We start from the raw sequence: 18,593 nt of genomic DNA on the forward strand, positions 1-18,593 counted from the left end.
CCACGAAAGCGTAGCATTGTTAGGCGATCGACCGCCAAAATGAGTAATCGCGTGGCCGCGCGGACGGCATGTCAGTCGCCGCCCAGCTCGATCTCCGCCGCTCGTGCGTAGAGCGCGAACGTCGCCCGCGCGCCCGCGATCGCCGCCTCGCACCAGCCGGCACCCGCCGTGCCCGCCCGCGCCTCGATCGCGCCGAGCAGCGCGCGCCATTCGCCCGGTTCGTGCCGCGACGACAGATAGGCGACCGGAAAGCCCGCCGCGACCGACCGCGCCAGCAGCTGCCCACCCAATCGCGAACCCTCGCCGACGTACAGCGCGCCCCAGCGTTCGGCATCGCCATCCGCCGCGAACGGCAATGCGTCGGGCAGCGCCAGCCCCAGCGCCGCCAGATCCTCCGCCAGCGCCGGGCTCCGCGGCCGCCAGCCGGGCAGCTCGCCCGTCCCTGCTCCCGCCAGCGCCGCCTCGACCGCAGGCAGCGCGCGGCCATGCGCGAGCAGCACGCGGCGATAGCCCGCCGGATCGTCCAGCGCGACGCGGCCGAAGCGCGCGTCCACCATCTCGTGATCGGCGGCGGTGGCGGCGCGGAGTGTGGCGACGAAGGACATCGCGCTTCCGTGGCGCGGCGGGCGGCGGATGTCGAGGCCGTGCGTCGCCATCGTTCGGCACGATCGATCCGCTATCGATAGCCATGCCGCCCACCGTCATGGTATCGTCATCTATGCACGCCATGGCCAGCGCCTGTCCCCCGGATCGATCGGGCCTGCCGGCGCGGCCGTTCCGTCCCGGTACGGCGCGACGGACAGATTCGGCTTGCTTGCCGCATCGCCCGGCCCCATGCGCGCCGCGCCATCAACGAAAGGTCTTTTCATGGTTGCCTGGTTCCAGGCGCTGATGCCGAAGCAGGGTCGCTTCTTCGACCAGTTCGAGGCGCATGCCTCGACTCTGGTCGCGGGTGCCGACGCTTTGCAGAAGCTGTTCAGCGGCGACGGCGCGATTGCGCAGCATATCGCCGAGATCGTCGACCGCGAGCACGAGGCCGACGACATCACCCGCGAGGTGCTGCAGGACGTGCGCCGCGTGTTCGTGACGCCGTTCGACCGGTCGGCGATCACCGACCTGATCGGCGTCATGGACGATTCGATCGACCAGATGAACCAGACCGCGACCACCATCGCGCTGTACGAGGTGACCGAATTCGCCCCCGACATGCGCGAGATGGTCAATCTGGTGGTCGAGGCGGCGCGCGTGACCGCGGAGGCGATTCCCCTGCTGCGCAAGCTCGACGCCAACGCCGGCCGCCTGCACGACCTCACCGCCCGGCTGGTACAGCTCGAAGGCCAGGCCGACGACCATCACGCCCAGGGCCTGCGCACGCTGTTCAAGGCGTGCGGCAACGACCAGCCGATGCGCTTCATCGTCGAGCGCGAGATCTACAGCCACCTGGAGCGCATCGCGGACCGGTTCGAGGACATCGCGAACGAGATCCAGGGTCTCGTCATCGATCACGCCTGATGACCATTTCCTTCACGCTGCTGGTCGCGCTGATCGGCGTCGCGCTGCTGTTCGACTTCCTCAACGGCCTGCACGACGCCGCCAATTCGATCGCGACGGTGGTGTCCACCCGCGTCCTCAAACCGCATCACGCGGTGCTGTGGGCTGCCTTCTTCAACTTCATCGCCTTCGCCGTCTTCGGCCTCCATGTCGCGCAGACGGTCGGCAAGGGCATCGTCGATGCGCAGATCATCGATCCGCAGGTGATCTTCGGCGCGCTGATGGGCGCGATCGCGTGGAACGTCATCACCTGGCGCTACGGCATCCCGTCCAGTTCCAGCCACGCGCTGATCGGTGGCCTGCTCGGCGCGGGCATCTCCAAGGCGGGGCTGTCGAGCGTGGTGTGGAGCGGCGTCGGCAAGACCGTCGCCGCGATCTTCCTCTCCCCCACCGTCGGCCTCGTCCTCGCGCTGCTGCTCGTCCTCGTCGTCGCGTGGAGCTCGCTCAAGCTCACGCCGATGGGCGTCGACAAGCGCTTCCGCAAACTCCAGCTGATCTCCGCCGCGCTCTACAGCCTGGGCCATGGCGGCAACGACGCGCAGAAGACGATGGGGATCATCACCGTCCTCCTCTATTCGCAAGGCATGCTCGGCGGCGAATTCCACGTCCCCTTCTGGGTCGTCCTCTCCTGCCAGGCGGCGATGGCGCTCGGCACGATGTCGGGGGGCTGGAAGATCGTCCACACGATGGGATCGAAGATCACCCGCCTCACCCCGGCGCAGGGTTTCTGCGCCGAAACCGGCGGCGCGATCACGCTGTTCATGGCGACGATGGGCGGCATCCCCGTATCCTCGACGCACACGATCACCGGCGCGATCGTCGGCGTCGGCTCGGCACGGCGCCTGAGCGCGGTACGCTGGAACGTCGCCAGCCGCATCGTCGTCGCCTGGGTCGTCACCCTCCCCGCCGCCGGCCTGATCGGCGCGGCCTTCTACGAACTGGCGGCGCTGCTGTCGCGCTGACGGCACGGCAGCCCGCCATCGCTCGCATCCGGTAAAATGTGATAGCCCTCCCCGCAGGGGGACACGGCCATGCTCAAACCATTCTTCGACGCGTTCGGCGGCAGCGCCACCGCCGCCACGATCCTGGTCGCTGGCATCGGCCTTGCCGGTGTGCTGGGCGGCGCCTTGGCGAGCTATCTGACCAGCCATCAGACCGCTTATGTCAACGCCATCACCACCGAGCGGATGAAGTGGGTCAACACGCTGCGCACCAATATCGCGCAGGTCGTCGCGCTGATGTTCGCGGTCAAATCGTTCGACGGCGATGACGACTATCCGCGCGACGCCTTCATCAAGGATCTGCGCGAGGCCAACGTTCTGGCCAATACGGTCACCCTGCAGCTCAATCCGCGGTCTCTGGTCGATCGCAACATCATATTGATCCTGTTCGCCATCCAGGAATGCGGGACCGCAGTTGCATGGCGGGAAAGTCTCGACGCCATGGCCAATGCGCTCGGCGAACACGCCCAGTGGCTGCTCAAGATGGAATGGGAACGCGTCAAGGTCGAGGCCCGTTCACCACTCGGCAAATGGCGCCACCGCAAGAGCTACCAGCGCATCGTCGACGAATACGAACAATTCGCCCGTCGCGGCAACGGCCTGCCACAGGCGCGCCACCTCACCCGCCATGCCAGGCTACCGGAATATCTGCGGAGCTGACGGATTGCAGAATATCTGGATTTTGGAGCGGGTGAAGGGCACACGCCTTTGCCGTAAGTGGCTGACGGCATCGATATGACGCCGATATGGATCATCGACCGACGCCGTGGCGCGTCTTCCGAACGTGCGGCCTCGGTGCACACATATCGGATGCCCTTCCCCGCGTTCCCAACTATTTGGTCGCAACGTCCAAAGTGGGATATTTAATGCCGAGCTGGTCCAGATAGGTCGGATATTTCTTGGGATCGTAGTAATATTTGGCCATCTTCGGGCGCAGGCGATCCATGACCTCCTTGTTCAGCCAGATCGCCGGGGTGTCGGTGGCCGAGATTACGGGATCGTATTTCTGATCCTTGAACTGGACGTTCTGCTGATAGGCCTTGGCGTCGGCGATCAGTTGCGGCGTGGTCATCAGGTCGATCACCGTCATCGCCACCGCCTTGGCTCCGGCAACGGCACCCTTGTGTGCGATCGGCGTCGCCATTGCGATCGCGGACGTCTTGTTGTGGCCGATCATGTTCGGGATATTGGACGGATAGCGGATGGTGATCGTCGGCACCGTCCACATGATATCGCCGATATCGTCCGATCCGCCACCCGTCGGCACCTTTGCTTCGTACGGGCCGTTGAGTTCGCCGATCGTCGTCGCGAGCGGCTTGAGTGGGCGCTGGACCCCGGTTTGCACCGCCTTGGCGAAGGCCTGATCGTCCGCGCTCCATGCCGGCATCCCGACCGCCTTGATATTGGCATAGGCCGCGTCGGCCATCGGCTTATTGCCGAAATTGGGGGCGGCGTAACCCAGGATGCGGTGCGTAACCGTGGTGTCGCTCGCCTTCGCAGCAGCCTCCGCGATCGTGTTGCCGGTTTCGAACAGGTCGCGGACCGGCTGGAAACCAAACTGGCGGAAGTAATACCAGACGCTCGCGGTGTCGGGCACGACGTTGGGCTGGCCGCCGCCGTTGGTGATGACGTAATGCGAACGCTGCGAGATCGGCAGGTGCTCGCGACGCATATTCCAAGCATTGTCCATGATCTCGACGCCGTCGAGCGCCGACCGCCCGTCCCAAGGATCGCCCGCGGCATGGGCGGTGCGGCCATGGAAGGTATATTCGACCGACACCAACGCGTTCGATCCGCCCGCGCCCCAGCCAGTCGCAAAATCGCTCGATACATGGGTGAAGATATTGGCATCGACGCCCTTGAAGAGCCCGTCGCGCACATAATAGGCCTTGGTGGCCAACAGCTCTTCAGCCACGCCGGGCCACAACATCAGCCGGCCCTTGATGCCGTTCTTCTGCATGATCTGCTTGACCGCGATGGCCGCGGCGATCTGTAGCGGCATACCCGAATTATGCCCTTCGCCATGGCCCGGCGCGCCGTCGACCAGCGGCTTGAGGTACGGCACGCCGGGCGTCTGCGACGTGCCGAGCAGGCAGTCGACGTCGCTGCCGAGCGCGATCAGCGGCCCGCCGCTTCCCCACGTTGCGGTCCACGCGGTGGGGATGCCCGCCACGCCCTTGGTGATCGTGAAGCCGTTTTTCGCGAGGATACCGGTCAAATACTCCATCGTCTGGAATTCCTGGAACCCCGGCTCGGCGAAACTGAAGACGCTGTCGACCATCTGCTGAACCAGCTTGGCCTGGGCATCGACCGCAACGACGGCGTCGGCCTTGAGCCTGGTCTTGTCGATCGCCGCGGCGGCTGGGGCAGGTGCAGGTTCGGCCGCTGCGGCAACCGATGTGGTGACGAAGCTCAGCGTGGCGACGCTGGCCAGCAACTTGGCAAGTTTCATATCTTCTTTTTCCTGTTGGTTGGTATGGGACAAAGACACGAAGCGAACGCAAAGTTAGATGCCGACGCGGATTCCCATCCGAAATACGCGGCCCAGTACGTCGTAGAGGGCGCGATTGGTCTGCGGGTAGGCTGGAGTATTGTTCCCCGTCGGTCCGTTGCCGACCAGCACGGGATCACGATTGGTAAGGTTACGGATCGCGACGAATATTTGCGCCTTCGCGTTCTGGACCGAAAAATCGTAGTTCGCATTGATGTCGAGGAAAAAGGCGCCGCCAATGCGATTGGTGTTCACCGTCCGCCGGTCTGCGGTCGAGGCCGGGCAGTCGGTGGTGCAGACGATATAATTGTTATTGTACACCCCGGCGGACACACCGCGCCCGATGATCTGGAACCCCAGTCCCGACGGGATGTCGTAGCCAGCGGTCAGGCGATAGGTCCAGTCGGGCAGCCCCCCGGTATTCTGGCCCGCGGCATCGGTGGTCAACGTCGCGCCATTGTTCGTTTTGAGGTCGATCGCGTAGCTTGCCAGCCCGCGTAGCGTGACGGTGCCGGGGCCGATCGCGCGGCGATAGCTCGCCTCGAAATCGATGCCGCTCGTCTTGGTGCTGACAAAGTTGAACGGCTTGATCTCGATCGACGTCACCGCGAGGCCGGGCGTGACGACCCCCCGCCCCCCGGTCGTCGAGATGAACGCGCACGCACTGGCGATCGTCTGCTGGTAGCATTGGTCGATCAGCGTCTGCGCGGTCAGCACGTCGATCGCGTCGCTGATCTTGATGTTGTAATAATCGACCGACGCCGCGAAGCCGGGCAGGAAGGTCGGCGTGAACACCGCGCCCGCGCCATAGGTCTTTGCGACCTCCGGCTGAAGACCGGGGTTGCCGACGGTGGATTCGTTGAACTGATAGGTCGCCGTGCTGCCGTTGGTTTGGATAACGTTCACCGTGTTGGTCCGGCCCGTCCCCGGCGCGAACAGTTCGGCAAGGTTCGGCGCACGAATGTCGCGGCTGACGGTGCCCCGCAACTTGACGTCGGGAATGACCTGCCACGTCAGCCCGGCTTTCCACGTCGTCACGCTGCCGCTGGTCGAATAGTCGGTGACGCGCGCCGCGCCGTTGAAGTCCGCACCGGCGAACAGCGGGATGATCGTTTCGACGAACGCTTCCTTGACGGAGTATTTGCCGGTCGTCGCCAGATAATTTCCGTAGATCCATGTGCCGGTGGTGACGCCATTGGCGACGATCGGCTGATATTGCGCATCGACGTCGCCACGAACCGATTCCCGACGAATTTCGCCACCGAACGCAAGCGAGATCGGCCCCGCCCACAGGTTGAGCAGATTGTTGGTCGAAAGGTTGATCGCCGCGACCTGCTGTTCCAGATGCTGGGTGCGCAGCGGCTGCGCCCCGTTACCCAGGACATAGGCAATCGCTTGCGGCGTCGCCCCGCCGATGCCGATGCGATTGAACGGCACGCATCCGTTGCTCGGGCTGGTCAGCGTCGATCGACATACGATCGTCCCCGCGGCGATCCCAGCCGCATTGCCGGCGGTCGCGACGACCGCATCGGTCGCCAGGGCCATCCGCGACAGGTTCCAGGCGTTGGTCAGCTGTTCGCGCGTGTCGGTCTGGCCGAGCTGATAATAGCCGTCCCACTTCCAGTCCTTGCCGAGCATGCCGAAGCGGCCACCGGCCCCCGCGACGTAGCGGCGGACGTTGCGCTGGTTGTCGCTGCCCTGGGGCGGCAGATTGATGTTGCTGGTCCCGATCTGCACCGACGTCAGGTTGTTGGCGGCCATCGCCTGGCGTACCGAATCGGGTAGATAGGCGTTGTCGCGCTGGATCACGACGCCGGTGGTCGGGGTCTGCTGGTAAAAGCTCTGACCGCGATAATAACTGTGCGAAAACTGGCCGAACAGCTCCAGCCAGGGCGCGATCTCATAAGACAGTCGTCCGAACGCCGATGCTCGCCGCTCTTCGGGCAACAGCGTCGCGCTGCCGCGATGACCGGCCGTGGTGACGTCGAGGTCACCCCCGATCATCCACTGGCCACTGGTGGTGCCGAAGGTCAGCTGATTGACCGACGCCTTGCCGGTCGCGGGGTTGACCGTGCCGAAATAGGTGCCGCGCAACGGGCCGGTGCTGATGAGGCCGCCCGGGGTGAACTGGCCGGTGCCGATATTCGACCCGACGACATATTCGGGTGCGCATCCCGTGATCGGCGTGCCCGCGCTATACCCCGTCGGCACGCGGCAATTGCCCGTCGCGCTATAGGCGGGATTGTTGGCGAGAAAAAAACCGCTGTCGTTCCAGTCGCGATCGATCGACTGGATTCCGGTCTGGCTGAAATATTCGCCCGACAGCAGGATATGGCCCTTGCCGTCGGCAAAGGATTGTCCGCCCGCGACGGACACCTTGTGGTTCGGTCCGTCGCCATAGGTGGTGACGCCATATTCATAGCTGGCCTTGAAGCCTCTGAAGCCGCGATCGAGGATGAAGTTGACCACCCCGGACACCGCATCCGACCCATAGGCGGAGGACGCGCCGCCGGTGACCACTTCGACCCGCTCGATCAGCGCCTGGGGGAAGGTGTTGACGTCGACCTGCCCCGTCGTGGTCGAGGCAACCGAGCGTTGGCCGTCGAAGAGCACCAGCGTACGCGCTGGCCCGAGCGAACGGAGATTGACGCTGTTGATCCCGGCTGCGCCGTTTGACAGCGACCCATTCGAATTCGCCGCGGTGCCGCTGCCCCGCACGGCTGGCAGGGTGTTGACGAAATCGGTGATGTTCGCGGGTGCCTCGGCCTTCAGTTCCTCGGCGCTCACGACGCTGACCGGGGTCGGTGCGCTATAGCCGTCGCGGACGATGCGGCTGCCGGTGATGACGATGTCGCCGGACGCCGCTTCCGCATCGGAGGGCACGCCGGACAGCGGGTCGGTTTCGACCTGTGGCTTGCCGCCGGGAAGGTTGACCGGCTCCTGACTCGTACCGGCCGACTTGGTCGGGCCGGTGACGACCTGCCCCGCAGCGGGCTGGACCGGAGGCGTCTGCGCCAGGACGGGCGGCGCGGCCGCGACCATGACGGCCGCCGTCGCAAGCAATCGCGCACGCCGACCGTTCGAGCTGGCGGCGGCAGCGGTGGTACGAACAAACATGGATCCCCCTCTTGTTCCCCAGTCGAGGCCTGACGGGCGATCCTCTCCGCGTTATCGTTATTGTCGTTCGTTCGGTCCTGCGGTTCCTGTTTCAGCGTCGGCCGGTTTCCGGTCTCGTCCGCCGCTGAAGATTATCAGAAGCATCGTAGGGCTTCCTCGCTATCTGCGGCGGGACGCGCGGCTTTATTGATGGAAAGCGGCGCTCGTCGCGCATTTCGTGGCGGAAATCATCATGGCGGCCACGGCTTTCAACGAAAGCCGAATCACCGTTCGTCCAGCAGCACCGCCGGCGCGATCAGGCGCTGCGCGACCTCATGCATCATAAAACTCGACCGAATACGGGCAACGTGCGGCAAACGGGACAACTCGCTGCGATACACACGGTCGTAATCCTCGAACGATCGGACGTGGACGATCATCAGGAAGTCGGTCTCGCCGCTGACGAAGGTGCAAAAGGACATCGACGGACAGTCGATCACCGCTTTCTCGAACTCATTCAGGACGGTCTCGGCCTGGCTGGAAAGCTCGATCGAGACGAGCACGACCATATGGAAGCCCAGCTGCGCAATATCGAGGTTGGCGGTGTAACCGGTGATGATACCGCGATCCTCGAGTATCTTGCGTCGGCGGGCGGTGGCGGTGCTCGACAAATTGATCCGCTCGCCGAGCGTGACATCGGTGGCGCGGCCGTCCCGCATCAACTCGCGAAGGATACGATAGTCGGTCGCGTCGACGACGCGCGTGTCGAATTCGGTCATGCAACAGCGTCTCCCGTGCTGCATTCCGGCATCCTCTGCGCCAAAGCTGCCGGATGATGGCGGAAACCGCAAGCGGGCTGATGGGCGAGGCCATGCCGGCGGCGCCGGGGGGCGACGGTTTCACCCTAACGCCGGGATACCCGGTAACGTCAGCATGCGCGCGCGTGGCAGCAGGATTGGCGGGGTTCGACCGCGACAACATGATCGCCGAACGGCGACAGGGGCGGAAATCCATGGAGCGGGTGAAGGGAATCGAACCCTCGTCGTAAGCTTGGGAAGCTTCTGCTCTACCATTGAGCTACACCCGCTCGGGCAGCGTTCGACTAATCGTAGCGGCGTTGCGATGCAAGCACGGATCGCGCCGGCGGTGGCGGTCAGATGCCGTCGGCAAAGACCGCGCGGCCGCCCGCTTGGAGCTCGCGGGTCAGGTCGGCGAGGCATGCGGCGACCAGATCCGCATCCGCGCTGCGCACCACGAAATTCGCGCCGGTGCGGCCTTCGCGGAAGAAGGGGTAGCTGCCGATCGAGACGCCTTCGTGGCGCTTTTCCGCCTCGCGCAGCAGGTCGGCGACCTCGCTCTCCGCGACCCAGCAGCCGATCGTGCCCGAGACGACCGGGCGACCGCCCTCCAGCGTACCGGTCAGCGCATCGAGCATGCCTGCGGTGATGTGAGGGACACCCGCCATGATAAAGACGTTGCCGATGTGGATGCCCGGCGCGCCCGAGACGCGGTTGGGGATCAGCCCCGCCCCCGCCGGCACCCGCGCCATCCGCGCGCGCACTTCGGTCAGGCCACCGCGCGTCGCGTAATAGCGCTCGAGCACGGCCAGTGCCTCGGGGTGATGCTCGACGCCGACGCCGAGCGCTGCGGCGATCGCGTCGACGGTGATGTCGTCGTGCGTCGGGCCGATGCCGCCGGTGGTGAACAGATAGTCGTTGCGCGCGCGCAGGATATTAACCGCCTCGACGATCGCCTCCGTCCGGTCGGGCACCACGCGCACCTCGGCGAGGCGGATGCCCTGTACGTTGAGCCAGCTCGCCAGTTGCGCGACGTTCTTGTCCTGCGTGCGGCCCGACAGGATTTCGTCGCCGATGACGACCAGCGCGGCGGTCCAGATGCGTTCCTGCTCCATGGACCCGCCATAGCCTCGCAAAAGGCCGCCGACCACGCTATATCATCGCGATGACCGAATACGTGACCGTCACCTCCGACGCGCCGGAAGGGCGCACCGGCGCCATCAAGCTCCACGGCCCCGCCGCCTTCGCCGGCATGCACAAGGCCGGGCGGCTCGCCGCCGAGACGCTCGACATGCTGGTGCCGCACATGGTGCCCGGCGTCGCCACCGCCGAGCTCGACAAGCTGATCTACGACTTCATCGTCGCGCGCGACGGCGTGCCGGCGACGCTCGGCTACCGCGGCTATGCGCATTCGACCTGCATCTCGATCAACCACGTCGTCTGCCACGGCATCCCGAGCGAGAAGACGCTGAAATCCGGCGACATCGTCAACGTCGACGTGACCCCCATCGTCGATGGCTGGCATGGCGATTCGAGCCGCATGTATCTGATCGGCGACGTGCCGCTGAAGGCGCGACGGCTGGTCGAGGTGACCTACGAATGCCTGATGCTGGGCATCGAGCAGGCGCGGCCGGGCAACCACATGGGCGACGTCGCGCATGCCATCCAGCGGCATGCGGAAAAGCACCGCTACGGCGTGGTGCGCGATTTCTGCGGCCATGGGCTGGGGCGGCTGTTCCACGACGCGCCCGAGGTGGTGCATGTCGGCAAGCCGGGCACGGGACCCGAACTGAAGCCGGGGATGATCTTCACGATCGAACCGATGATCAACATCGGCCGGCCCGACGTGAAGCTGCTCGACGACGGCTGGACCGCGGTGACCCGCGACCGGTCGCTGTCGGCGCAGTTCGAACATTCGATCGGGATCACCGAGGACGGCTGCGAGATCTTCACGACCTCGCCGGCGGGGTATCACCAGCCACCTTACGCGTAGCAGCCTTGTCCGGGGGTGGGGAGGCCCACCTGCCCTTCGACAGGCTCAGGGCGAACGGTTTGCTTGCGGCGGTCGGGCTGTCGCGCGATCGGTCATGCATCCGGCGTCGGCTGGCGTCGGCGCGATCACCAAGCACCGTTCCGTTCGTGCTGAGCCTGTCGAAGTACGATGAGTCTCAATGCCCTTCGACAGGCTCAGGGCGAACGGTCGGGGGGATGGCGGTCTGACAAGAGGGGGCGGCGCGACATTGCCGGTGCCGCCCCCCTTCCCTCACTTCACGTCGAGCATCACCACCGATTTCGCCGGCAGAGTCACCGACAGCGTGTCGTTCGCCAGCGTCGCGCCGGTGAACGCCTCCGGGCGCACCACGTCGGGCGCGTCGAAGGTGTTGTGCGCGTCCATCGTCGGCGCGGTCAGGATGCGGCCGGTGACGCTCGTCCCCGTGATCCCCGCCAGCTGCACCGTAACGGTCGCCGGGCGATTGGGATCGACGTTGGTCAGCCCGACATGGACGACGCCGTCGGTGCCACGCACCGCGCTGGCGCTGACCGCGCGCAGTTCGTTGGCGCCGCGCCTGTACCAGTGCGAACTCACCTCGACCGGCAGGACAATGCCGTCCTGATAGTCCTTGTACATGTCGAACACCCAATAGGTCGGGGTCTTCACCATGCGCGCGCCGTCGGTTAGCAGCATCGCCTGCAGCACGTTGACCATCTGCGCGATATTGGCGCCGCGCACGCGGTCGGCGTATTTGGCGAAGATATCGAGGTTGAGGCTCGCGACCACCGCGTCGCGCAGCGAATTCTGCTGGTAGAGGAAGCCCGGATGCGACCCCGGCTCCTGATCGTACCACGTCCCCCATTCGTCGACGAGCAAGGCGACGCGCTTCTTCGGATCGTATTTGTCCATGATCCGCGAATGGCCCCGGATCAACTCGTCCATCTTCATCGTCTTGACGAGCGTCGTCGCCCAGGCGTCCTCGTCGAAGCCGGTCGCGGCGCCCTTTTTGCTCCAGGTGCCGGGGACCGTGTAATAATGGACGCCGATCCCGGAGAAGACGGTGCCCGCCTTCTTCATCATCACCTCGGTCCAGTTATAGTCCTCGGCATTGGCGCCGCTCGCCACCTTCATGATCGGCACGCCCTCGGGCGTCTTGACGAAGGTCGCGTATTTGCGCGTCTCGTCCGCGGCATAGTCGGCGAGCATGTTGCCGCCGCAGCCCCACAATTCGTTGCCGATGCCGAACATCGGCACCTTCCACGGTTCCTTGCGGCCGTTGGCGGCGCGTTCCTTCGCCAGGCTCGATCCGGTCGGCGAGGTCATGTACTCGACCCATTCCGCCATCTCGCGCGGCGGCGCCGAACCGACGTTGCCGGACACATAGGCCTCGGCACCGAGCAGTTCGGAATAATCCATGAATTCGTGCGTGCCGACCGCATTGTTCTCGGTCACGCCGCCCCAATGGGTGTTGATCTTGACCGGGCGTTTGTTGCGCGCGCCGATGCCTTCACGCCAGTGATATTCGTCGGCGAAGCAACCGCCCGGCCAGCGCACCACCGGCACGCGGATCGCCTTCAGCGCGGCGAGCACGTCGTTGCGGTAGCCGCGGGTGTTGGGGATCTTGCTGCCCGGCCCGACCCAGATGCCGCCGTAGATGCCGGTGCCAAGATGCTCGGCGAACTGGCCGAACAGACGCTTGTCGTATTTGGGGCCGGGATGGTCGCCGCGCACCGACACGATGTCGGGCGTGGTCACCTCCTGCGCGGCCACACCCGTGGGCAGGATCGCGACCAGCGCGGTGCACAGCAACAGCTTCAGCGACGTCTTCATCCATCTCTCCCGGACGCATCCTCGTGCGTGTGGAGCGATGACTATCCCGCCAGCTCTGACCCGTCAATTTGCCAGACAAATAGCGGATCAGCGCCGGCCGCGCCGCGTCTCGGCCAGTCGCGCCGCCGCGATCGTATCGACGACCAGCTCGTAATGGCCGGGCGAATAGCCCGCGGCGACGAACGCCTTCACCTCGGCCGAGGCGATCGAATAGCCGCGCTTCCAGCTCAGCACCGCGATGCGGCGCAGCGCCTCCAGCCGCGGATCGGCGAGCTGCGGGCTGATCCGCACGCCGAACAGCAGCCCCAGCCAGCGCGACAGCCGCCCCGGCTGGCGCAGCGTCGCCATCCCGTCCGACCGCGCGAGGCCGATGACGGAGCGTTCCAGTTCGGTCAGCACAAGCGTCTCCTCGCTGGCATCGTCGCCGGGGCGGGGAGCGAAACCACGCGGGCCCGCCGGCACCGGCGATGCCGCGGACGCGCGCGCATAACCGGCATTGCCCGGTTCGGCGAAAGCGAGAAAAGCCATGGTGTCACTCCCTTGTCGAACCGCAGGCAGCCCGGCGGCATCGGTGGCGATGCCGCGTTATGACCTTGGTTTGTTGCGACCGGTTTGCAGCCGTTTGTCGACGTGCATCCGGTGGTATTCGAAGACCCGCGGATCGCCGCGGGCACCTTCTATACTGGACGGTATAAAAGCGACGGATGGTGCCGTCAACGCCTTTCATACCGGTCGGTAGCAAAAATATGGATCAAGCCGATCGATCGTGTCGGGAGGGCGCGGGGACCGTCCGCCGCGCCCGAACGTTGATCCCGTCCCACAGGAGGTTTGCGATGCCCGATACGCCCCCTATCGACCCCGACGCCGCCATCCCGCCCGACAACGGCCGCCGCGCCACGATCGACCCGAAGACCGGCGAGGTCCATGGCAGCGGCAGCGGGGCCGGCGGCGGCAATCCCGGCGAGGATTTCGACAGCGATGCCGCGACGGGGGACGGTTACCCGATCACGGGTGGCGAAGGCCTGGCGAAGGGCGGGAAGCACGATCCGGGGCCGACGCACCATGAGGGTGAGGGCTGATCCAACAGGAGGAGGATTTACTGAAACCTCTCCACACACACTCCGTCACCCCGGACTTGTTCCGGGGTCCACTCCGCGGCTGGGCGTATCGTGCGAGCCTCTTGCCGTTCGGCTCGCCGCCTGGTGGACCCCGGAACAAGTCCGGGGTGACGGAGGAATGGGGCGGCCGGTCGGGTACACCCGCAGCCGACGCCCGCCCCTCACTTCAACGGCACGATCACCTCGTCGGGATGCGCGACGTTCAGCTCCTTGCGCACCATCTCGTCGACCATGTCCGGATTCGCATGATCCGGGTCGAGCAGCGCCACGCGGTTCCTGAGCACCGCCCGCTTCTGGTCGAGCGCGGTGAACTGCTTCTCGCGCCGTGCCAGCTGCTTCTTGTAATCGCCGTAGGCGAGGATGCCGTTCGGCCCGAGCACCGCATAGGCGCCGAAGAACGCCATGATCGTCAGGCCCAGCGCGGGCAAGGCGGCGCGGCGCATCACCTTGCCGAACGCCGACGACCTGGTCGTCCTTACCCTGCTCGCGCCTGCCATGGCCTCATCCTCGCTTGCAACCCGCGGTGGATCAAGCCTTCAGAACGTCCCGCCCGGCATAACGTGCCGAATCGCCCAGCTCTTCCTCGATGCGGATCAGCTGGTTGTACTTGGCGAGCCGATCCGAGCGCGCGAGGCTGCCCGTCTTGATCTGCCCGCAATTGGTCGCGACGGCGAGGTCGGCGATCGTCGCATCCTCGGTCTCGCCCGAACGATGGCTCATCACCGCGGTGTAGCGCGCGCGCTGCGCCATCGTCACCGCTTCCAGCGTCTCGGTCAGCGTGCCGATCTGGTTGACCTTCACCAGCAGCGAATTGGCGTAGCCGCCCTCGATCCCGCGCGCCAATCGCTTGGGATTGGTGACGAACAGATCGTCGCCGACCAGCTGCACCTTGTCGCCGATCAGGTCGGTCAGCGCCTTCCAGCCCTCCCAATCGTCTTCGCTCATGCCGTCCTCGATCGAGAAGATCGGGTAGCGGCGCGTCAGGTCGGCGAGATACTCCGCCATCGCGCCGCTCTCGAGCACCTTGCCCTCGCCCGCGATATTGTAGCGGCCGTCCTTGTAGAACTCCGTCGCGGCGCAATCGAGCGCCAGCATCACGTCGTCGCCCGGCGTGTAGCCCGCCTTCTCGATGCTCTGCATGATGAAGCCCAAAGCTTCCTCGGTGCTGGCGATGTTGGGCGCGAAACCGCCCTCGTCGCCGACGCCGGTCGCCAGGCCCTTGTCGTGCAGCGCCTTCTTGAGCGTGTGGAAGATCTCCGACCCGCAGCGCACCGCCTCGACGATGTTCGCCGCGCCGACCGGCACGATCATGAATTCCTGGAAATCGATCGGGTTGTCGGCATGTTCGCCGCCGTTGATGATGTTCATCATCGGCACGGGGAGGACATGCGCCGAGACGCCACCGACGTACTTGTACAGCGGCATGCCGCGCACTTCCGCCGCGGCCTTGGCGGCGGCAAGGCTGACGCCGAGGATCGCGTTGGCGCCGAGGCGTCCCTTGTTCTCCGTTCCGTCCAGCTCGATCATCGTGCGGTCGAGATCGGCCTGATCCTCGGCATCCAGCCCGATCAGCGCCTCGACCAGCTCGCCGTTCACCGCCTCGATCGCATCGTCGACCCCCTTGCCGCCCCAGCGGCTCTTGTCGCCGTCGCGCTTCTCGACCGCCTCGTGCGCGCCGGTCGAGGCGCCCGACGGCACCGCGGCGCGGCCGAAGCTGCCGTCCTCAAGCAACACGTCGACCTCCACGGTGGGGTTGCCGCGGCTGTCGAGGATCTGGCGGCCATGGATGTCGATGATTGCGGTCACGTAACGATGCTCCTACCTCTGGGGTCTGATGCGGCGGCCTCTACCCTGCGCAGGACCATGCGGCAATCTCCCCGGCGGGCAGGGAACCGTGCGTCATGGGCCGGGGTTGAGGGTGTCGAACCAACGAAAGGGCGAGTCATGGCCGATACCGACCTGAAACCGATCACCGATGGCGACATCACCCCGCCGCCCGCCGGCACCGATTTCACCCCCGCCCCGCCGCTCAAGGATGCCGGCGTCGACTTCGATGCGGACGCCTCGGGCAGCCGCACCGATCAGGCGAAGCAGACGGTGAAGGACTATTCGTCCAAGTACGGCGCGCAGGCGACCGACAAGATCCGCACCCTCGCCGACACCGGCAAGGAACGCGCGGTCGGCGGCCTCGATCAATTGTCCCAGCTCATCACCGATGCCGCCGGCCAGGTCGACGACAAGCTCGGCGCGCAATATGGCGAATATGCCCGCTCGGCCGCCGGCGCCGTCTCCAACTTCTCCGAACAGCTCAAGGGCAAGGACGTCGACCAGCTGATCGGCGAAGCGCGCGACTTCGTCCGCAAGAGCCCCGGCGTCGCGATCGGCGTCGCGGCCGCACTGGGTTTCGCGGTCGCGCGGATCGTCCAGTCCGGCATCGACGGCGACAAGGCGTAAGGCGCGGGATGACGGCGGTGGGTCCGGTGGTGGAAGACGAGGGGATCGCCACCCTCGTCGGCCAGCTCGTCGAGGATGCGCGCGGGCTGGCGAGCGCCGAGGTTGCGCTGGTCAAGGCGCGGGTCGGCGAGCGGGCGAATGCCTATAAGAACGCGGTGATCTTCTTCGCGGTGGCCGGCGTGCTGGCGCTCGCGGCGCTGATCGCGCTGCTCGTCGGGCTGATCCTCAGCCTCGCGACGCTGATCGGCCCCGGCCTCGCCACCGCCGCGGTGGTGCTCGCGGTGCTGGCGATCGCCGGCATCCTCGCGCTCGTCGGCAAGAGCCGTCTGGCGCCCGCCGCGGAGGTGCAATCGTGAGCGATCCCGCCACGCGCCTTGCCGCCGCGGAGGTAGAAGCGGCGCTCGCCCGCAACCGCCTGTCGGCGACTCTCGGCAAGCTGCAGGTGCGGCTCAACCCGCGCACGCTCGCACGCACCGCGGCGCGCGACGTCGCCGACAAGGGCAGCGCCGCGGCGCAGGCCGGGCTCGACACCGCCGTGCGCAATCCGGGCGCGGTGGCCGGCGCGACGGCGCTCGCCGGACTGTTCCTTGCCCGCCATCGCATCGCCCATCTGTTCCGCCGCAAGCCCAAGCACAAGCCTGGCCATCGCGACCACGAACCCGGCCTTGGTCCTCAGGACTGATTTCACGAAGGACGAACCCCATGCCCAACACCCATGACGCCAACACCAAGCCCCACGACCGCCTCGAAGACGCGAAGCACGCCGCGACCGACGCCGCGCGCCGCACCGCCGATGCGATCGAATCGAACCCGCTGGCGATCGTCGCCGGCGGCCTCGCGATCGGTGCGCTCGCCGGCGCGCTGATCCCGCGCTCGGCCAAGGAAAAGGAGCTGCTCGCGCCGCTCGGCCGCACGCTCGGCGAACGCGCCCGCGGCGCCTTCCAGGCGGCACGCGAGGCCGGCACCGGCGAACTCGCCAACGCCGGCCTGTCGAAGGACGCCGCCAAGGATCAGATCAAGTCGCTGCTCCAGGGCGTCGTCAAGGCGGCGACCACTGCCGGCTCTGCCGCGGCGAAGACGGCAGCGAACAAGGGGTGACCGAATCCGTCCGTGCTGAGCCTGTCGAAGCACGTTGAGTCTCGAGCGCTTCGAGGCCCAACGCCCTTCGACAGGCTCAGGGCGAACGGATCGGTTGGATGATTAGCCCTTGCAATCCCGGACGGGATGCGGGGTTCAATATTGCAGCGCAACACGCTAGGACGCGGGCTCGACCCTCCCACCCCAGGAAAAGCGTATGAGCAAGCTCCACCTCGTCTTCGGCGGCCGCGTCCAGGACCCCCGCACCCTCGACTTCGCCGACCCGTCGCAGCTTGAGGTCGTCGGCATCTTCGCCGATTATGCCAGCGCCGAAAAGGCCTGGCGTGCCGCCGCCCAGCGCACCGTCGACGATGCCGAGATGAAGTTCGTCGTGGTCCACCTGCACCGTCTGCTCGAGCCGGAATTGCTGGCCCCGCCGGCGGCATAACGCCCCACCCTCACCATCGCCATTCCCGCGAAGGCGGGAATCCATAGTCGCCACGGCGGCAATAGAAGCGCACCGTTCTGGCATATGGATCCCCGCCTCCGCGGGGATGACGATGTCGAGGTACGGACACGCCCCCATCCATCATCCCGGCGAAAGCCGGGATGACGGTGCGATCGGCGTGGACAGTATAGGCGGGGCGGCGGGCGAAAGCCCCCGCCCCCTCTCTCGAAATCAGATGAACTCGACCTTCGACACCACATAATAGCGGTCGCCCGCGGGCACCGACACCTCGACCTCGTCGTCGACCCGGCGTCCGATCAGCGCGCGGCCGAGCGGCGAATTGTACGAGATGCGACCGGTCTTGGCATCCGCCTCGGTCTGGCCGACGATCTGGTACTTCACCGGCTTGTCGTCGTCGTCGAGCAGCGTCACCGTCGCGCCGAATACCACCTTGTCGCCCGACAGGTCGCGCGGGTCGATGATCTGCGCACGGGACAATTTGTCCTCGATGTCGCTGATCGTCGCCTCGTTCTGGCCCTGCTGTTCCTTCGCGGCGTGATATTCGGCGTTTTCCGACAGGTCGCCGTGCGCGCGCGCTTCCTCGATCGCGTCGACGATCAGGGGACGCTCGGCTTTCAGACGCTTCAGATCCGCGGTGAGCTTCTCATAGCCCTCCTGGAGCATCGGCATCTTTTCGACGGTCGCCATATCCAAGTCCCCAATTCACTCATTCCCCG

General features: G+C 66.1%; 20 protein-coding genes, 1 tRNA gene and 1 pseudogene. 11 read left to right on the forward strand and 11 right to left on the reverse strand.

Translation table 11 applies throughout. The features are described from left to right. Positions 1-71 precede the first annotated feature (71 nt). On the reverse strand, positions 72-656 hold the full coding sequence (locus M9979_RS02655; RefSeq protein WP_254287794.1) for a biliverdin-producing heme oxygenase: 585 nt from the start codon (positions 654-656) through the stop codon (positions 72-74). A gap of 211 nt (positions 657-867) precedes the next feature. Between M9979_RS02655 and M9979_RS02660 the strand changes: the two are divergent. From M9979_RS02660 to M9979_RS02670, 3 genes and pseudogenes are all read left to right on the forward strand, one after another. Continuing rightward, positions 868-1,512 (forward strand): annotated as a pseudogene (locus M9979_RS02660) (DUF47 domain-containing protein); the annotation flags it as partial. Continuing rightward, positions 1,512-2,513: an inorganic phosphate transporter gene (locus M9979_RS02665; RefSeq protein ID WP_254287795.1), complete on the forward strand. Its 1,002-nt coding sequence runs from the start codon at positions 1,512-1,514 to the stop codon at positions 2,511-2,513. The pseudogene M9979_RS02660 and the gene M9979_RS02665, both read left to right, overlap by 1 nt. A 69-nt stretch (positions 2,514-2,582) precedes the next feature. Next, positions 2,583-3,212, forward strand: a complete 630-nt coding sequence (locus M9979_RS02670; RefSeq protein ID WP_254287796.1) for a hypothetical protein — start codon at positions 2,583-2,585, stop codon at positions 3,210-3,212. Between the two features lie 172 nt (positions 3,213-3,384). Here the strand turns inward: M9979_RS02670 and M9979_RS02675 are convergent, their stop codons facing one another. From M9979_RS02675 to M9979_RS02685, 3 genes are all read right to left on the reverse strand, one after another. Beyond that, positions 3,385-5,004, reverse strand: a complete 1,620-nt coding sequence (locus M9979_RS02675; protein WP_254287797.1) for an amidohydrolase — start codon at positions 5,002-5,004, stop codon at positions 3,385-3,387. A 54-nt stretch (positions 5,005-5,058) separates the two neighbouring features. Beyond that, positions 5,059-8,160, reverse strand: a complete 3,102-nt coding sequence (locus M9979_RS02680; protein ID WP_254287798.1) for a TonB-dependent receptor plug domain-containing protein — start codon at positions 8,158-8,160, stop codon at positions 5,059-5,061. A 263-nt stretch (positions 8,161-8,423) separates the two neighbouring features. Next, positions 8,424-8,918 carry an Lrp/AsnC family transcriptional regulator gene (locus M9979_RS02685; RefSeq protein ID WP_254287799.1) on the reverse strand — a complete coding sequence of 165 codons (495 nt, stop codon included), beginning with the start codon at positions 8,916-8,918 and terminating at the stop codon, positions 8,424-8,426. 53 nt (positions 8,919-8,971) lie between these two features. Between M9979_RS02685 and M9979_RS02690 the strand changes: the two genes are divergently transcribed. After that, the gene (locus tag M9979_RS02690; protein WP_254287800.1) at positions 8,972-9,187 is read left to right on the forward strand and encodes a hypothetical protein; all 216 of its coding nucleotides are present in this window, start codon (positions 8,972-8,974) and stop codon (positions 9,185-9,187) included. Here the strand turns inward: M9979_RS02690 and M9979_RS02695 are convergent. Together M9979_RS02695 and M9979_RS02700 are read right to left on the reverse strand one after the other, a co-directional pair. Beyond that, positions 9,153-9,226, reverse strand: a tRNA-Gly gene (locus tag M9979_RS02695). The genes M9979_RS02690 and M9979_RS02695 overlap by 35 nt on opposite strands. A gap of 66 nt (positions 9,227-9,292) precedes the next feature. Beyond that, positions 9,293-10,051, reverse strand: coding sequence for a competence/damage-inducible protein A (locus M9979_RS02700; RefSeq protein ID WP_254287801.1), 759 nt, complete (start codon positions 10,049-10,051; stop codon positions 9,293-9,295). Positions 10,052-10,101: 50 nt separating this feature from the next. Between M9979_RS02700 and map the strand changes: the two genes are divergently transcribed. Continuing rightward, positions 10,102-10,929, forward strand: a complete 828-nt coding sequence (gene map / locus M9979_RS02705) for a type I methionyl aminopeptidase (RefSeq protein WP_254287802.1) — start codon at positions 10,102-10,104, stop codon at positions 10,927-10,929. 270 nt (positions 10,930-11,199) lie between these two features. On the opposite strand, the gene M9979_RS02710 is transcribed toward map, so the two are convergent. Both M9979_RS02710 and M9979_RS02715 read right to left on the reverse strand, forming a co-directional pair. Beyond that, positions 11,200-12,759, reverse strand: a complete 1,560-nt coding sequence (locus M9979_RS02710; protein WP_254287803.1) for an alpha-N-arabinofuranosidase — start codon at positions 12,757-12,759, stop codon at positions 11,200-11,202. A gap of 87 nt (positions 12,760-12,846) precedes the next feature. After that, a complete protein-coding gene (locus tag M9979_RS02715; RefSeq protein ID WP_254287804.1) occupies positions 12,847-13,287 on the reverse strand; it encodes a hypothetical protein in 441 nt (146 codons plus the stop codon). Positions 13,288-13,592: 305 nt separating this feature from the next. Between M9979_RS02715 and M9979_RS02720 the strand changes: the two genes are divergently transcribed. Then, complete coding sequence (locus M9979_RS02720; protein ID WP_254287805.1) at positions 13,593-13,838, forward strand: hypothetical protein; 246 nt, start codon at positions 13,593-13,595, stop codon at positions 13,836-13,838. 200 nt (positions 13,839-14,038) lie between these two features. Here M9979_RS02720 and M9979_RS02725 read toward each other — a convergent pair whose 3' ends face one another. Beyond that, positions 14,039-14,374, reverse strand: coding sequence for an FtsB family cell division protein (locus M9979_RS02725; RefSeq protein ID WP_254287806.1), 336 nt, complete (start codon positions 14,372-14,374; stop codon positions 14,039-14,041). 31 nt (positions 14,375-14,405) lie between these two features. Next, the gene (gene eno, locus M9979_RS02730; RefSeq protein ID WP_254287807.1) at positions 14,406-15,683 is read right to left on the reverse strand and encodes a phosphopyruvate hydratase; all 1,278 of its coding nucleotides are present in this window, start codon (positions 15,681-15,683) and stop codon (positions 14,406-14,408) included. Between the two features lie 138 nt (positions 15,684-15,821). Between eno and M9979_RS02735 the strand changes: the two genes are divergently transcribed. The 5 genes from M9979_RS02735 (at position 15,822) to M9979_RS02755 (ending at position 17,856) form a co-directional block, all read left to right on the forward strand. Beyond that, positions 15,822-16,331 (forward strand): hypothetical protein, encoded by a 510-nt coding sequence (locus tag M9979_RS02735; protein WP_254287808.1) that lies wholly within the window; start codon positions 15,822-15,824, stop codon positions 16,329-16,331. Positions 16,332-16,339: 8 nt separating this feature from the next. After that, positions 16,340-16,687: a phage holin family protein gene (locus M9979_RS02740; RefSeq protein ID WP_254287809.1), complete on the forward strand. Its 348-nt coding sequence runs from the start codon at positions 16,340-16,342 to the stop codon at positions 16,685-16,687. Then, positions 16,684-17,013 (forward strand): DUF3618 domain-containing protein, encoded by a 330-nt coding sequence (locus tag M9979_RS02745; RefSeq protein ID WP_254287810.1) that lies wholly within the window; start codon positions 16,684-16,686, stop codon positions 17,011-17,013. Before M9979_RS02740 ends, M9979_RS02745 begins: the two co-directional genes overlap by 4 nt. A gap of 20 nt (positions 17,014-17,033) precedes the next feature. Next, the gene (locus M9979_RS02750; protein ID WP_254287811.1) at positions 17,034-17,429 is read left to right on the forward strand and encodes a hypothetical protein; all 396 of its coding nucleotides are present in this window, start codon (positions 17,034-17,036) and stop codon (positions 17,427-17,429) included. 196 nt (positions 17,430-17,625) lie between these two features. Next, positions 17,626-17,856, forward strand: coding sequence for a DUF4170 domain-containing protein (locus M9979_RS02755; protein ID WP_254287812.1), 231 nt, complete (start codon positions 17,626-17,628; stop codon positions 17,854-17,856). A 231-nt stretch (positions 17,857-18,087) separates the two neighbouring features. On the opposite strand, the gene greA is transcribed toward M9979_RS02755, so the two are convergent. Beyond that, positions 18,088-18,564, reverse strand: a complete 477-nt coding sequence (greA, locus tag M9979_RS02760; protein ID WP_254287813.1) for a transcription elongation factor GreA — start codon at positions 18,562-18,564, stop codon at positions 18,088-18,090. Between the last annotated feature and the right edge of the window lie 29 nt (positions 18,565-18,593).

Origin of the sequence: Sphingomonas liriopis (assembly GCF_024211255.1) — a bacterium.
Taxonomy (GTDB): domain Bacteria; phylum Pseudomonadota; class Alphaproteobacteria; order Sphingomonadales; family Sphingomonadaceae; genus Sphingomonas; species Sphingomonas liriopis.